The 14,649-nt window shown below is 43.5% G+C and carries 11 protein-coding genes; 1 reads left to right on the top strand and 10 read right to left on the bottom strand.

Going from position 1 to position 14,649, the window contains the following annotated elements; genetic code table 11:
* Positions 1-33: 33 nt before the first annotated feature.
* The 4 genes from secA to manA all read right to left on the bottom strand — a co-directional run bounded on the left by secA (position 34) and on the right by manA (position 6,760).
* Positions 34-2,553 (bottom strand): preprotein translocase subunit SecA, encoded by a 2,520-nt coding sequence (secA, locus tag P5Y91_RS03505; protein WP_021153773.1) that lies wholly within the window; start codon positions 2,551-2,553, stop codon positions 34-36.
* Positions 2,554-2,727: 174 nt separating this feature from the next.
* The gene (gene kimA / locus P5Y91_RS03500) at positions 2,728-4,572 is read right to left on the bottom strand and encodes a potassium transporter KimA (RefSeq protein WP_118095503.1); all 1,845 of its coding nucleotides are present in this window, start codon (positions 4,570-4,572) and stop codon (positions 2,728-2,730) included.
* 375 nt (positions 4,573-4,947) lie between these two features.
* Positions 4,948-5,688 carry a MerR family transcriptional regulator gene (locus tag P5Y91_RS03495; RefSeq protein WP_049515163.1) on the bottom strand — a complete coding sequence of 247 codons (741 nt, stop codon included), beginning with the start codon at positions 5,686-5,688 and terminating at the stop codon, positions 4,948-4,950.
* A gap of 127 nt (positions 5,689-5,815) precedes the next feature.
* Entirely contained in the window at positions 5,816-6,760 is a 945-nt protein-coding gene (gene manA / locus P5Y91_RS03490) for a mannose-6-phosphate isomerase, class I (protein ID WP_003005297.1), read from the bottom strand.
* A 115-nt stretch (positions 6,761-6,875) separates the two neighbouring features.
* Here manA and queG point away from each other — a divergent pair, with 115 nt between their 5' ends.
* Complete coding sequence (gene queG / locus P5Y91_RS03485) at positions 6,876-7,994, top strand: tRNA epoxyqueuosine(34) reductase QueG (protein WP_118396577.1); 1,119 nt, start codon at positions 6,876-6,878, stop codon at positions 7,992-7,994.
* A 42-nt stretch (positions 7,995-8,036) separates the two neighbouring features.
* Here queG and P5Y91_RS03480 read toward each other — a convergent pair whose 3' ends face one another.
* The 6 genes from P5Y91_RS03480 to P5Y91_RS03455 form a co-directional block, all read right to left on the bottom strand.
* The gene (locus P5Y91_RS03480) at positions 8,037-8,663 is read right to left on the bottom strand and encodes a GNAT family N-acetyltransferase (protein ID WP_118396575.1); all 627 of its coding nucleotides are present in this window, start codon (positions 8,661-8,663) and stop codon (positions 8,037-8,039) included.
* An 83-nt stretch (positions 8,664-8,746) separates the two neighbouring features.
* Complete coding sequence (locus P5Y91_RS03475) at positions 8,747-9,262, bottom strand: phosphatase PAP2 family protein (protein ID WP_049506491.1); 516 nt, start codon at positions 9,260-9,262, stop codon at positions 8,747-8,749.
* Between the two features lie 711 nt (positions 9,263-9,973).
* Positions 9,974-11,734, bottom strand: a complete 1,761-nt coding sequence (locus P5Y91_RS03470; protein ID WP_070662686.1) for an ABC transporter ATP-binding protein — start codon at positions 11,732-11,734, stop codon at positions 9,974-9,976.
* Positions 11,727-13,529: an ABC transporter ATP-binding protein gene (locus P5Y91_RS03465; RefSeq protein ID WP_129823961.1), complete on the bottom strand. Its 1,803-nt coding sequence runs from the start codon at positions 13,527-13,529 to the stop codon at positions 11,727-11,729. The genes P5Y91_RS03470 and P5Y91_RS03465 overlap by 8 nt, the downstream gene beginning before the upstream one ends.
* Positions 13,526-13,972, bottom strand: a complete 447-nt coding sequence (locus P5Y91_RS03460; RefSeq protein ID WP_070505237.1) for a MarR family winged helix-turn-helix transcriptional regulator — start codon at positions 13,970-13,972, stop codon at positions 13,526-13,528. Before P5Y91_RS03460 ends, P5Y91_RS03465 begins: the two co-directional genes overlap by 4 nt.
* Positions 13,973-14,107: 135 nt before the next feature.
* Positions 14,108-14,518 carry a peptide deformylase gene (locus P5Y91_RS03455; protein ID WP_070505238.1) on the bottom strand — a complete coding sequence of 137 codons (411 nt, stop codon included), beginning with the start codon at positions 14,516-14,518 and terminating at the stop codon, positions 14,108-14,110.
* Positions 14,519-14,649: the final 131 nt, after the last annotated feature.

The following is a 14,649-nucleotide window of genomic DNA, read 5'->3' as shown; positions in this document are numbered from 1 at the left end:
TAGACCCATCCTCTTTCTATTTCAGAGGAACTCTTAAAATTTACGTCCGTGACAGTTTTTAAATTTCTTGCCTGAACCACAAGGGCACAAATCGTTGCGTTTCACTTGTGACAAGTCAATATCTGCTGGAATATCTTGTTGTTGCGCTGCAATGTTGCGAGTCGCAGTTGTTGAAATACTGTGTTCCGTACGTGGACGTTCTTGTTCGTGAATTTGGGCTTTCATCATGAGACGAGTCACATCAAATTCAATCGATCCGATCATATCGTTAAACATACGGAAACTTTCTGATTGGTATTCTACCACTGGGTTATTTTGCGCATACCCACGGAGTCCAACCGCATTTCGCAATTGATCCAAAGCATCGATATGGTCCGTCCACTTGCTGTCCACCACGCGAAGGATCAAGACTTTTTGGAATTCTTGCACAGACTCTTCGTCACGCAATTTCGCTACTTGGCTAGCATAGATTTCTTCTGCACGTGCATACAAGTAATCGATGACTTCCTTGTCAGATTTTCCTTCAATATCGCTTGCAGAAATCGTATCTTCCGGAACCAAATTGTATTTGGCAAAGTTCAGAATCGCTTCAACGCGTTCTTCCTTACTTGAGTGGCTGGCTCCTTCAACAATCCGTTTGATGGTCCGTTTGATCATGGCCTTGATTTCAGGCGCCAAATCACGGTTAGCTGTGATGACATCATAGCGTTCAGCGTAGATAATTTCCCGTTGTTCCCGCATCACGTCATCGTATTGAAGGACTTGTTTACGGGTATCGTAGTTGTTTCCTTCAACCCGTTTTTGAGCACCCTCTACCTGACGGGTGAACATGTTTGAACGGATCACTGATTCTTCTTCGCTCAACTTGAAGCGATCAAGCACTGCTTTGATCCGTTCAGAACCGAAACGACGCATCAATTCATCTTCAAGAGACAAGTAGAATTGAGATTCACCTGGATCCCCTTGACGTCCTGAACGTCCACGAAGCTGGTTATCGATCCGACGGCTTTCGTGACGTTCTGTCCCGATGACACAAAGTCCACCGAGTTCGCGAACCCCTTCACCAAGCTTGATATCGGTACCACGCCCGGCCATGTTGGTCGCAATGGTAACAGCACCACGTTGACCAGCGTTCATGATGATTTGCGCTTCTTTGTAGTGGTTTTTCGCATTTAAAACTTCGTGAGGGACACCTGCTTGAACCAACAATTGAGAAAGGTAATCACTGGTTTCAACCGCAACGGTACCAACTAGAACTGGTTGTCCTTTTTCATGACGAGACTTGACATCTTCCACAACAGCCTTGAATTTTGATTTCAAGCTTGGGTAGAGAAGGTCTGGATGGTCAATACGGGCAATCGGACGGTTGGTTGGAATTGGAATCACGCGAATGTTATAAATTTCACGGAATTCTTCTTCTTCAGTTTTCCCTGTCCCTGTCATCCCTGACAACTTCTTGTACATACGGAAGAGGTTTTGGTAAGTAATCGATGCAGATGTTTTGGTTTCTTCTTGAACTGGAACACCTTCTTTGGCTTCGATCGCTTGGTGAAGGCCATCCGAATAACGACGTCCTTCCATGGTCCGACCAGTAAATTGGTCGACGATCAAGATTTCTTGATCTTCGCTGACCACATAGTCGATATCCAAGATCATGATGTAGTTTGCACGAAGGGCATTGTCGATAAAGTGAGTCAAAGCTACGTTTTCAATATCGTACAAGTTTTCAAGATTAAAGTAGCTTTCTGCCTTATCGATTCCTGAATCAGACAAACCGATGGTTTTAGATGGGACATCGATAATGTAATCGTCCTCTGTCAAGGTCTTCACATAAGCATCCGCCATGTGGTAGAGCTGGCTCGTATCAGAAGCTGTCTGACCAGAAACGATCAATGGAGTACGCGCTTCGTCAATCAAGATGGAGTCTACCTCATCGACCAAGGCATAGTTCAATGGACGTTGAACCATGTTTTCTGCACGCACAACCATGTTGTCACGCAAGTAGTCAAAACCAATCTCTGAGTTGGTTGAGTAAGTGATATCACAGAGGTAAGCTTCTTTTTTCTCAGCTGGAGATTTCGCTGCAAGGTTGATCCCTACTGAAAGGCCAAGCCATGAGTAAAGTTCTCCCATCTCTGTTGCATCCCGCTCGGTCAAGTATTCATTGACGGTAACAACGTGTACCCCTTTGCCAGACAAGGCATTCAAGTATACCGGCATGGTGGCTGTCAGGGTTTTTCCTTCCCCTGTACGCATCTCTGGAACGTCACCATGGTGAAGGACGATTCCCCCCATGACCTGAACCTTGTATGGGAACAAACCAAGAACCCGTTTTGCAGCTTCACGAACAACTGCAAAAGCCTCGTACAAGAGATCATCCAAAGACTCACCATCTTGGTAGCGTTGCTTAAACTCAACTGTTTTCGCTTTTAATTCGTCATCCGTCAAAGCTGCCATTTGGTCTTCATAAGAAAAGACCTTATCAGCCATTTTTTCAAGGCGTTTGATTTCGCCTCGATCATTTTCAATAATTGTTTTTAATAAATTTGCCATTTTTTTCCTTACTTTGAATTTTTCAAAATCTAAAATGTTCTTTTTATTCTAGCATTTTTTAAACATTTTTTCAAGATCAAGGCTGTATCTTACAAGACTTTCGAGTGGTTTTTTTCGTGTGAGAAAATCCAAAAAGATGCCTGCTCAAGCAGACATCTTTTCTATATACGGTGTTTATTCAGACAAATGGTAAGAATAGCTTGCCACAACCACTTCTTCATGCCAACGAAGTGCATACTTCAATTTCAAACTCATTTGGTTGTGGAGAATATTTTGCCAGTGTTTTTTAGGGATAAATTGAGGGACTAAGACTGTAACGGTGTTGCCTTTTTCCTTGGCCTCCTCAGCTACTTTTGAGACAAATTCAACTGTTGGCTGGATAATATCCCGGTAACTGGTCATGACATTTTCAAAGCGAATATGAGGGAAATAACGCTTAAATTCTTCTGCTACCTCAGCGTCCTTGACCTTGGTTTCTTCCGTTGAGACGTGCATCGCTATAACATCGTTTCCTAGGCTATTTGCATAACTCATAGCTCCCACACTTACCTGAGTGACATTCCCAACAAGGACAATCACGGTATTGCCCGCATAACTTGTCTTTTCGATCTGACCTCCCAAGCGCAATTGGGCCGCAACTTTATCATAGTGATTACGGATGCTCAAGAACATCCAAAGCAAGAGACCAATAATAGGGAAGAAGGGCCAGATCTCACCCAAACGGAATAATAAGAGGATCAAGACAATCCCATAACAGATGGCTGCCCCCAGGATATTGGCAAGGGAATACTTAAGAAATCCTTTTTGATATTGGCGTTTCCAGTGGATCACCATCCCTGTTTGAGAAAGGGCAAAAGGAATGAAGACCCCAATGGTATACAGCGGAATCAAGCTTTCTGTTTGCCCATCAAAGATCAAGAGCAAGACGATGGCACCAATCGCCAAGGTCAAAATCCCATTAGAATAGCCCAGACGATCCCCTTTTTCCATATACATGTGTGGCATGTATTTATTTTTAGCCATGTTAAAGGCCAACATTGGAAAGGCTGAGAAACCGGTATTAGCTGCAACTGCCAAGATCAAGGCTGTTGATAATTGGAAGACGTAAAAGAAGGCTTGACCGACTGGGGAATTCCCTAAGATGGCTTGGGCCATTTGGGCTAGAGTTGTTACCCCTTTAGCCGGAACGACACCCACCCAGTAATTGAGGAAGGTAATCCCTGCAAACATGATCCCCAAAATCAAAGCCATAATGGTCAAGGTAGAGGCTGCATTCTTTGCTTTTGGTTTCTTAAAGAAAGGAACCGAATTGGAGATGGCTTCAACCCCTGTTAGGGAAGCGGATCCACTCGTAAAGGCCCGCAATAAGAGAATGACACTAACCCCTGAAATGGTTTGACCCACATGAGCAGTTGCATTATAGGCCAAGTGACCCGTCAAAATTTGGATCACACCATAGCCGATCAAGGCAATGGTACTGACAATGAAAAGGTAGACCGGAATCATCAACGATGTCGCTGATTCGCGTAGCCCCCGAAGGTTCATCAGCATCAAAATCAAGACCAATAAAATGGAAATGTGAAGATTATAAGGATGAAGAGATGGAATCGCTGACGTGATGGCATCTGCACCGGAAGACACAGATACTGCTACTGTCAGCATGTAGTCAACCAAGAGACTACCACCAGCGATCAAACCCGCTTTGGGAGACAAGTTCTCCGTAGTCACCATATAGGCCCCTCCCCCTTGAGGGTAGGCATGAATGACCTGGCGATAAGAAATCGTTAAACTGGCTAGGAGAACCAGGACCACAATCCCAATCGGAATGGACCACCAAATGGCTCCCGCTGAAACAGTCATCAAGACCAGGATAACTTGCTCTGGACCGTAGGCGATAGAAGAAAGCGCGTCACTAGAGAGCATGGCCAAGGCCTGCATTTTCCCAAGCAATCCGCCTTCACCTTCTGCACCAGATTTCAACGGACGGCCAATAAACCATTTTTTCAATGTTGAAAACATAAAAAACTCCTTGAAAAAAGATCATGAGGCCGGGAATTCCCTGCCTCTTTTTCATAAAACAGGGGTTATTCTACTCCTTTTTTTCAAGACTGTCAACTAAAATTGTGAAATTTTCGTAAAGCTTTCATTGTGTTCATTCATTCAAGCTCTCTTAGATCAGCCAGCTTCTTTTCAAATTGATCCAAGCAAAAAACGAGGCTGGGACAAAAATCCTAACCTCTCAATTATTTTTGGATTGTCGAACAAGACGCAGTGGTTGAGTGGGCTCTACTACGCTGATTTCATCAGCTTATACAGCTCTACTCAACTGTGCGGAGGTGGGACGACGAAATCGAATTCTAACGAATGACCGATTTCTGTCCCACTCTCACTTTTTTATTTTGCTTGATTTTCAACATAAAAGGCAATGACATCCGAAGTGTACTGGGCTGTGCCAGCTCCAAACTTGTCGATGTTTTCCTTGAATTCTGGATTATAGACATAGCCTTTGCCGATATGGCCAAAAACCTCTATAGAGCAGTCAAATCCATACGTTCGAATCGCGTCTAAAAGTTTGGCGGCTTCTTCTTGGTTTTCCGATGCTGTTACTGGCAAACCTGCTTGGAGGTTTTTCGCCAAGGCTTGAAAGACTTGATTAAAGGCTCTTGTCGCCTCCTCTTCTCGACCTTTTTGACGTTCAAGCGCTTGGTCCATGACTTCTTGACCGTACTTCTCTACCGCCTCTTGCTGGTATTTTTGAGTATCTTGGTAGCTAAATCCAGTAAATTTTTCCTCAATGGTCATTTTTCTTTCTCCTTTTTGTTCTTGAATGGTTTTTTGCAAGGTAGAAATCAAGGTATCCAAACGTTGTCTTTCTTGAGTCAAATAGTCCAACTGTTTGGTCAAATGGGGCAATAAGTTAGATTTTTCTTCGGCTAAGAGTTCTGCTATTTGGTCTAAGGAAAATCCTAGATACTTGTAGTAGAGAATCACCTGTAATCGTTCTAAATCTTCTTGACTGTATGTCCGATAGCCATTTTCAGATTTCACAGGGACGAGAAGTCCTATCTTGTCATAGTGGTGCAAGGTCTTGACAGAGACACCCGACAGCTCTGCAGCTTCTTTGATATGGTACATGATTTCCTCCTTACAAGGATAGTATAATCCCTCCCCTTAGGTCAGAGTCAAGGCTTAACATAAAAATAGTTTTCAGATAAAAAAGGCTTGAGTTGTTTCACAGCTTTTAACTCAAACCCTTTCTTTTTTATGGATGACTCACGATCAATTCTAAACCTTGCCCTTCCAAAGTCCAAGATTCAACATCGCTCGGTAAGATAAAGTGACTTCCTTTTTGAATTGGATAATCCTTTCCATCGACCGTCAATTTTCCTTCTCCGGCTAAGACGCTCAACAAGCTGTAATCAGCGGTCTTTTCAAAATCAGCTTTTCCAGTCAGTTCCCACTTATAAACGGTGAAGAAATCACTGGCAACCAAGGTGGTCATACGAAGATCATCAATCACAACTGTATCTGGATGGCTATTGGCAGGCTCTCCAATGTTCAAGACATCAATTGATTTTTCAAGATGAAGCTCCCGCAAGTTTCCTTGAGCATCCTTGCGGTCAAAATCATAAACCCGGTAGGTGGTATCACTCGACTGTTGGGTTTCAAGAATCAAAATTCCAGAACCAATGGCGTGCATAGTTCCACTTGGCACATAGAAGAAATCTCCAGCCTTGACAGGAACCTTTGTCAGCAAGGCATCCCAGTTTTTATCTTCGATTTGCTGGCGGAGTTCTTCTTTTGACTTGGCATTGTGTCCATAGATAATCTCGGATCCTTCATCGGCCGCAATCACGTACCAACACTCGGTTTTTCCAAGTTCTCCTTCATGCTCCATCGCATAGGTATCATCTGGGTGCACCTGTACACTAAGCCAATCGTTGGCATCCAAAATCTTTGTTAATAAAGGAAAGACAGGCTCTTTACGATTACCGAATAATTCCCGGTGCTCTTGATAGAGCTGATCCAATCCCATTCCTTCGTATGGACCATTGGCTACTTTAGAAACTCCATGTGGATGGGCTGAAATCGCCCAAAATTCCCCGACATGGTCGCTCGGAATTTCGTAACCAAATTCTTCTTTCAGACGAGTTCCTCCCCAAATTTTTTCCTGCATGACTGAATGTAAAAATAATGGTTGTCCCATAATATCCTCCTCGCATTTCATGTTTCTATTATACAAAAAAAAGAAAGCTTTTGAAAGCCCTTTCCATTATTTTCCTCTCTCGCCAGAAACTTTATTTTTGTGTATAATGAAAGGGATGACACTAAAAGAAAACATTATCCAACTGGCGCATTCTATTGGGATATCAAAAATTGGATTTACAACTGCTGATGACTTCGCTTATTTGGAAAAATCGCTCCGCTTGGCCGTTGAGGAAGGACGGAATTCTGGATTCGAGCATAAGAATATTGAAGAGCGCATCCACCCCAAATTAAGTCTCTCCTCTGCCAAGACCATCATCTCAATCGCTGTCGCCTACCCCCACAAACTCAAGCAGCAACCTCAAAAAACAGCTTATAAAAGAGGAAAATTCACGCCCAACAGCTGGGGGTTAGACTACCATTATGTTCTTCAAGACAAGCTCAACCGCTTAGCTGCTGGGATTGAAGAAATGACGCAAGATTTTGAATACAAGGGCATGGTCGATACTGGAGCACTGGTTGATACAGCCGTCGCCCAACGAGCAGGGATTGGCTTTATCGGGAAAAATGGCTTGGTCATTTCAAAAGAATACGGTTCTTACATGTTTCTGGGGGAATTGATTACCAACCTCGAAATCGAACCAGATCAGCCAGTCGACTATGGTTGTGGAGACTGTCGACGTTGTTTAGATGCATGTCCAACCTCCTGTTTAATCGGGGATGGCTCTATGAATGCCAGACGCTGTCTGTCCTTCCAAACCCAAGACAAGGGCATGATGGACCTAGAATTTCGCAAGAAAATTAAAACGGTCATCTATGGATGTGATATCTGTCAGATTAGTTGTCCTTATAACAAAGGGCTAGATAATCCCTTGGCAACAGAAATCGATCCTGATCTGGCTCATCCAGAGTTGATTCCTTTTATCGAGCTGTCCAACGGACAATTTAAGGAAAAATTCGGACATGTTGCTGGAAGTTGGCGAGGCAAGAACATCCTCCAGCGCAATGCCATCATTGCATTAGCCAATGCCAATGACCGCTCGGCCATCCCTAAGCTCCTGAACATCATCGAAACTTCACAAAATCAGATTCATATTGCAACGGCTATCTGGTCCTTAGGGCAACTGCTTCGTGAAGTCACACCGGACCTTGTTGAGCTCTTACGGAATATCAAACATCCGACCGATGCTATCATAGAAGAACGAACTGCTTTCTTTGAAAAATTCGGTATTTAAGCAGATTCACAGCTACAATGAAAAAACACTAAGGTTGTAATCTTAGTGTTTTTTTAGTTCTTTCAAGAAATACCAACTACCCATCTCTACTTGGTTAAAGCTAATCTCACTTGAATAGACTTCCTTGTAGCCATTTTTGGTATAAAAATAGACATTTCCTTTGGTATTGGTATAAAAGGCTAGTTTTTTCCCTTTGATCCCTTCCAAGAAAGGCTCAATTCCTTCTGTCATAAAGCGACTGCCATAGCCCTGCCGTTGGTGTTTAGGGGCGACTGCGAGAAGCATCAAATACCAATCAAAGTCTACATTTTGCTCCAATTCCTTATCCGTGTCCTCCATAAATTTAAAGTAGGCCAACATATTCTTCAAGGAAATAAACTTGAGCAAACCGAATCCCCCATTTAAGAGATAGGCCCGAAAAGGAATCGGTCCCTTTTGCAACAAGGCAACTGCATAAATTTCATCATTTTTTTCTGCCACAAGGCAAATATGGTGCTTAAGAAAAACCTTTACCAGGATGCGCATCATTGCCTCAACAAAGGCTGGGTATTGCTTGGGATCCCGAACCAAATCCTTGATAACTTTTAAAAATAGATAGTCCTCAAAGGCTGTACTGGCTACTCGAACCACCTGATCCAGATCTGCTTTTTCTGCTTTTCTGTACTTCATCTTCTCTCCTATTCTAAGTCCACTTTCCAGTATACACTATGATACGCTGTTAGACAAAGGTCAATTTTCAGCAATTTGTTCATTCAAGCCAGCAAAAAGAGTCCTCCCCAGACGAGTCCCAGCCCCCAAGCGACGAGGACATCCTTGGGATAATGAACCCCTCCAAGAACTCGAACAAGGGCTAATAGAAGAGATAGGAGCATGGAGCACATTCCTAGCGGAAGAGACAACTGACAGACACACATGGAGATAATGGTCGCCGAAAAAACATGTCGGCTAGGAAAGGAATGACCGGATGAATTTTTTTCTAATAAGGGTTGAATCTCCCATTTTTCATAAGGTCTCGGAACATTGACCCAATGACGAAAGAGGCTAAACAAGACAAAGCCCGAAGCTGGAATCCAGATAAAAGGCCAGATGCCTCCCATTGAAGTTTTCTTTAAAAATAGCCAACAAAAGACCAGGCCGTAGATGCCTGGCATGGCGAACGTCAGGATTCGATTCGTCCTTTGAAGGACCTGCACACGATGTGGCTTTCTCGTAAAAGGCAGGGTTAGCCAACGATAAAATTTCGGATAATCTTGAAGATTGGGCTTCATGTTGGCACTCCTGTCTATCATCTCATTTTTGTACTACTAGTATACGCGATCCTAAGAAAGCCTGTCAAGCCAGGCTTCTTTTTTATCTTTTCTTCCTTCTTTTTCACATGATTTAGCACTAAAATCTGATGATTTATCATTTTCCTGTCTCCAAGAAACGTCTTTTCCATTACTATTATCGATAAAAAAATGAGGCTGGGACAAAAGTCCTAGCCTCTAAATTGTCTTTGGATTATCGAGCAAGACGCAGTGGTTGAGTGGGCTCTACTACGCTGATTTCATCAGCTTTTACAGCCCTACTCAACTGTGCGGAGGTGTGACGACGAAATCGAATTCTAACGAATTACCGATTTCTGTCCCACTCTCATTTTTTCACTTTGTATGTTACGCCCTTTGTATCTTGTTGGAATTGCGACAGGACGAAGGTGGATCGATACCATCCACCTGAGGAGTTAGTGAGTCGTGTCGGCAAGGCACCATTGTGCTTGCCATTACACGAATTGAACACGCCCTAAATGCTGGGTGAAAAACGCTAACTATACTAGCACTAACCTCCAGACACAGTAGCTGATTGGATTCTTCTCTCGCCCATCAGCTCGGAAGAATCCTAATCAGCCTTGTGGGGGTAGGACGACGAATCGTCCACAATCGCATAGCTTCTGTCCTACTCCCTATTTTGACTGTATCCGCTACGCCCTTTGTATCTTGTTGTTACGCTACTTCTTCTGTGAATTGGCTATTATAGAGATCAGCATAGAAGCCATTTTGGCTCATGAGTTCTTGGTGGTTGCCTTGCTCGATAATATTTCCATCTTTCATCACGAGAATCAGATCCGCATTACGGATAGTGGACAAGCGATGGGCAATGACAAAGGAAGTTCGGCCTTCCATGAGTTTGTCCATGGCTTTTTGAATCAACTCTTCTGTTCGGGTATCGACAGATGAGGTTGCTTCATCCAAGATAAGAAGCGGGGCATCCTTCAAGAGGGCACGCGCAATGGTCAAGAGTTGCTTTTGACCAACGGACAAGGTCACTGAATCATCTAATACAGTATCATAGCCATTCGGCAAGGTCCGAATAAAGTGATGGACCCCAACCGCTCGGGTTGCTGCTTCGACTGCTTCATCTGAAATATCGGTTTGATTAAAGACTAAGTTTTCCCGAATGGTCCCTTCAAAGAGCCAGGTATCTTGCAAGACCATCGAAAAAGCATCATGAACTTCTTCGCGACTCATGGCCTTAGTATCCACACCATCGATGGTAATTTTACCAGCTTGAATGTCGTAAAAACGCATCAAGAGATTGACCATGGTGGTCTTACCAGCACCTGTTGGACCAACAATAGCGACCTTTTGTCCTGGCTTCGCTTCAGCTGTAAAGTCATGGATAATAGTCTTATCTGGTGAATAGCCAAAACGAACATGCTCAAATTTGACATGACCTTTTGTTGTTTCCAATTGACGTGTTTTTTGGGATTCGTCTTCCATTTCTTCTTCGTCTAAGAATTCAAAGACACGCCTCATAGCAGCACTAGCTGATTGCAATTGGGTAATTCCTTGGGCCATTTGACCAATTGGTTGGGTAAAGATGCGGACATAGGTCATAAAGGCCACAATGGTCCCGATGGTAATATCCCCATTAATGGTGAGGGCAGCCCCTACGATACAGACCATGACATAACCAAAATTCCCTACAAACTGCATCAAGGGCATCATAATCCCAGAGAAGAATTGGGATTTCCACATGCTTTGATACAAATCTTGATTGATGGCATCAAAATGATCTTTGGCTTGATGACGGCCATTGTAGGAAATAACAACATTATGTCCACTATAGATTTCTTCAACATAGCCTGAAACTTTGGCAAGATTATCTTGTTGCTGTTTAAACAAAGGCTGACTCTTGACCATAATGATGCTGGAAAGAGCAAAGCCGGCAAAGACGGATACAATCGCTGTGACAGCTAAGTGCCAGTCCGTCTTAAACATCATAAAGATAGATCCAATCAATAAGACGATAGAGGAGACCATTTGAACCAAACTTTGGTTAAAGGATTGGGTCATCAAATCCACGTCATTGGTCACACGAGACAAGGTATCTCCTTGTTCATGGCTATCAAAATATTGGAGAGGTACACGATTGATCTTTTCAGCGATGGCATTTCGCAAGCGTTCTGCGAAGCGCTGAATCATTGTTGAGATAATGAAACTACTGCTGTAGGACACCAGTGCTCCAACTCCATAAAGGATGGCTAAGGTCAGGGCAATCGAAGTGATTTTGTCAATATCAATGGCGCCTCCCATCCCTTTTGTGATGGTATCCGTGATTTCTTTTAACTTATCCGGTCCAATAACCGTGATAATACTCGATACGATTGAAAAGAGGATAGCAACTAGGAAAAATAGGTGGAAGCCCTTCAAATAGGGAGAAAGTTGTCTCCAAAGGGACGAATCTTGTTTTGTTTTATGCATGTTCCAACTCCTCCTTAGACAATTGTGAATAGGCAATTTCTTGATAGACTTCATTGGTCGCAAGCAATTCTTTGTGGGTGCCTTGACCGACGACCTTCCCTTGATCCAAAACCAAAATCAAATCTGCATCCATAATGGTCGAAATGCGTTGGGCAACGATCAATTTGGTCGTATCTGCCAGCTCTTCTTTCAGAGCTTGGCGCAAGATACGATCCGTTTTGTAATCTAGGGCTGAGAAGGAATCATCAAAGATGAGGATCTCGGGCTTGCGTGCCAGGGCACGCGCAATGGCCAAACGTTGACGTTGACCTCCAGAGAAGTTGCTTCCTCCTTGCGCTACTTCTGTATCCAAGCCCTTCTCTTTTGTGGCAACAAACTCTTTGGCTTGGGCCAATTCAAGAGCTTTCCAGATGGCTTCATCCTCTAATTTTCCTTGGCTACTTTCTCCAAATTCCATATTGGAGCGAATCGTGCCACTAAAGAGCACTGCTTTTTGGGGAATGTAGCCGACTTTATTGTTCAATTCTTGGTGGCTATAGTCCTTGACATTGACGCCATCCACTAAGATCTTTCCTTCTGTCGCATCGTAAAAACGTGGAATTAAATTGACCAGAGTGGATTTACCAGAACCAGTTGATCCAATGAAGGCAACAGTTTGTCCTTTCTGAGCTGAGAAGGTCACATGTTCAATCACCGCACGGGAAGTCCGTCCATAGCGGAAGGAAACATCTTGAAATTCTACTGTACCTGCTTGGCCTGTTGTTTCTTTTGACTCACTTGGGAAGGCTACAGACGGTTCAAGAGCCAAGACCTGATTAATCCGTTTTGCGGATACTAGTGCACGAGGAAGAATAATCAAGATGGCCACCATCATCATAAAGCCAACGACAATCTGCATAGCGTAAGAAGAAAAGGTGATCATATCTGAGAAGACCTTGGTCCGATCCGCTAATGCAGGACTGGTGAAGATCTTTGTAGGATCTTTTGGCATGGCGATATCATTGATCAAGTGCGCCCCAATCCAGTAGATAGCAAGGGTCAAGCCACTTGATACCACTGTCATGACAGGGTTCATCAGAGACATCAAACGATAAACAAAGAGATTTAGACGGGTTAAGCCCTTGTTTTCAGCCTGGAATTTCTCATTTTGATACGCTTCCGCATTGTAGGCGCGAACGACCCGCACCCCAGTCAAACTCTCCCGTGTCGTCGCATTCAAGGCATCGGTCAAACCTTGAACCTTTTGCTGGCGTGGAAAGGCAATCAGAACCAGAACAGAAAGCAGAATCAAGACCATCAAGACCGCAATCCCAACAGAAGTTGTCCAGGCACTGCTCTTGCCCCAAATCTTGGTCAAAGCCCAAATCGCCATAATGGGACCACGCGTCACAACTTGCATCCCCATCACAATCATGATTTGTAACTGGGTCAAATCGTTGGTCGTCCGAGTCAAGAGAGAGGGAACGGAGAATTTCTTGATCTCAGCATCAGAGTAATCCATCACTTGATGGAAAATCTCTCCTCGAAGTCGCATCGTAAAGCTGGCAGCGACTCGTGATGCTAGAAAGCCCACAAAAACTGCCATCAAAAAGCTTCCAAAAGAGAAGAGCAACATCTTACTCCCTGGCTCCATGATATCAGAAACCTTGGTCCCCTCCTTAGCTAAGAGGGTCGTAATATCGGATAAGTATTCCGGGGTCTTTAAATCCATCCAAACTGCCAGACAGATAAAGACCGTACTAAGGGCAATCATGCTCCATTCTTTGGCGGTTAAGCGCCGAAACATATTGATCATTCCTCGCTCCTTTTTTTCATATTCTCATAAAATTGATGCATGACCTTGAAAAAGGTGGACAATTCTTCTTCTGATACACCCGCTACTAGACTCTGCTCCACTTCCTCAAAGAATTGCTTCATGTCATTCAAATTGGCTTTCACACTGTCTGTTAGGTAGACATACTTGGCCCGTTTATCGGTCGGACTAGCCTCTAAATAAATAAACCCATTTTTCTCCATTCGCTTGATCAGGCTACTGGCCACGGATTTTGAGATATGAAGTTCCTGCTCAACATCCCGAATCAAGGTCACTTTTCCCTCTTTTTCACGATGAGATAAGAATCTCAATACCTGACCTTGTGGTCCTGCGCTAAATTCAAACCCACGCTTCTTAGCCTCTCTTTCCACCATGAGGTGAATGAGATGGCCAATTTTTTTTAATTCTTGTAATGGCTTTTCCATCATTCCTCCAAATAGTTCTCTTAAGAACCTTAAAGTTACTATGAGAACTATTTTAGCACAAAAAAGATCCCTGTCAAGAAAAAAGTTTCTATAAGAACTAAAAAAATGGAGCCCAATCGACTCCATTAATGACTTCTAGATAATAATGCCTTCTAGATGATCCATTTCGTGCTGACAGATCTGGGCTGGAAAACCTGACAACTGAATTGTTTTTGCTTTCCAATTCACATCTCGATAGGCCACTGAAATCTCCTCATAACGAGTGGTCGGCCGACTCCCCACCAAGGACAAGCATCCTTCTTCTGTTTGGTAAGGCTTTTTCTTTTCAAGGAGAACAGGATTAAACAGGACCAAATTTTCACTTCCCATTCGGATGATAATCGCCCGTTTTTTCACCCCGATCATATTAGCCGCTAAACCCACACACTCAAGGAGATGAGCATTTAAAGTGTCCTGCAAATCCAAAGCCAAGGTGCGATCCTCAGGTGTCGCTTCTTCTGACTTTTGACCCAAGAATAAGACATCTTTTACAATATTCTTTTTCATTCCTTCCTCACTTCTTGATAGGTAGACGAAAGAAGAGAGTGGGACAGAAATCGGTAATTCGTTAGAATTCGATTTCGTCGTCCCACCTCCGCACAGTTGAGTAGGGCTGTAAAAGCTGATGAAATCAGCGT

Source organism: Streptococcus taoyuanensis (assembly GCF_029589235.1).
GTDB classification, from domain to species: Bacteria; Bacillota; Bacilli; order Lactobacillales; family Streptococcaceae; genus Streptococcus; species Streptococcus taoyuanensis.
This window is presented reverse-complemented; position numbering and strand designations above follow the sequence as displayed.